Source organism: Alcanivorax sp. HI0083 (assembly GCF_001635175.1).
Genome location: NZ_LWFX01001477.1, coordinates 1 through 1,604, shown reverse-complemented (window position 1 = coordinate 1,604; position 1,604 = coordinate 1). Strand labels below are relative to the sequence as shown.

General features: G+C 61.6%; 1 protein-coding gene. It reads right to left on the bottom strand.

Annotation, left to right across the window (positions count from 1 at the left end; translation table 11 throughout):
* A partial coding sequence (locus A3754_RS22415) for a cation-translocating P-type ATPase (protein ID WP_063521383.1) occupies nt 1-1,604 on the bottom strand: 1,604 nt, incomplete at both ends.

Here is a 1,604-nt window from a genome sequence, read left to right as displayed (position 1 = left end):
GACAAAGCCGGGAAAGGCGAGGTAGGGCAGGAACCGCGTTGAGCGTGTCATGAAGTAGGAACAGTCCAGCCGCCCGCTGGGCCAGACTGGTCGCATTTCCAGTCGCAACGGAGACCGAGGCGGCGACCATGGCCTGGGCATCATTGATGCCGTCACCGATCATCATTTGCGGCGCACTGCTTTCCAGTTGCTCGAGCCATGCGGCTTTATCAGCAGGCTTTTGCTGGTAGCGCCGCTCACGGATTTCCAGCTGATCGGCGACTGCGTTCACCGCCTGGGCATTGTCACCACTGGCCAGTCGCGAGGTGATACCAAGGCCTGTCAGGGCTTTCACCACGGCGCTTGCCTCTGTGCGAACTGGGTCCTGCAGCCATACGTAAAGCCGTACTTCATTATCGCAAAGCAGCTGCAGGCAGGTTGTGCCGGGGCGCGCCTGATCCGGCGCACCGGTGATACGCCATGTATTACCCAGCAGCATGCCAGTGACTCCCGTATGGTCGGCATGAAGCGCCGTGACACCGGGGTGGCGGGAATATTGCTGAAAGGGCTTTGCCAGCGGGTGCGGATTATTCCACTCCAGTGCGGCGGCAATCGCCAACAGATCCTGCTCCGGCGTCGTGCTGTTGGCTGCCTTTGTATCGACAATACGAAACTGGCCAGCGGTGAGCGTGCCGGTTTTATCAAACAGCACACCTTTCACCGCGGTGCAGCGCAGAAGCTGCCGGGGTGAGGCAACCAGGATGCCTTCGCGCAATGCGGTGCCCAGTGTCGATGACAGGGTCAGGGGGACAGCAAGAGCCAGCGCGCAAGGGCAGGTCACCACCAGTACTGCCAGGGTATGTTCAAACGCCAGGGCAGCGCCGGCGGGCCAGTGCCAGATAAAGGTCGTTGCGGCCAGCAACAGAATGCCGCCGGTAAACAGCGGCGCGATGCGCTGCCAGTCCCTGACCACTTCCACGCGTTCGTGCTGGGCGTGCTCCACCTGCTCAGCGATTTTTGCCACCAGGCTGGAGGATGCAGGCCCCGAGGCTTCCAGCACGATATTGCCTTCCACCAGTCGGCTGCCGGCATGGACCGGATCATTAATGCCATGGCTTACCGGCAAAGGCTCGCCATTCAGTGCCGATTCGTCGAAAGCACCGCGGCCTTCGATAAGGATCCCATCCACCGGAATAATGTCACCCTGTATTAGCTGCAGGCGATCTCCTTTGGCCACCTGGCGGGCGCTGATCCAGTGCGCTATCTGCTGCCCATCAAGGCGGCGTACGGCCTGGGGCAGGGTATCGCTGACTCGCCGGTAAGCTTGCTGGATCGTCATGCGCTGACGCTGCTCCAACCAGCGACTGGCCAGCAAGAAGAACACAAACATGGCAGCGGAATCGAAATAGACGTGCCTGCCTCCGGTGGCCATCATCACCAGGCTGCCGGCCCAGGCCAGCAGCAGTGCCAGTGCGATGGGCGCATCCATGGTCAGGCGTGCCTGCTTGAGGCCGCGCCAGGCTCCCTGGAAAAACGGCAAACCGGAGTAGAACACCACCGGCGTGGCCACGGCGAAACTGGCCAGCCGGAACACCCATTCGTAAAGCGCGTCTTTGCCGTCGAAC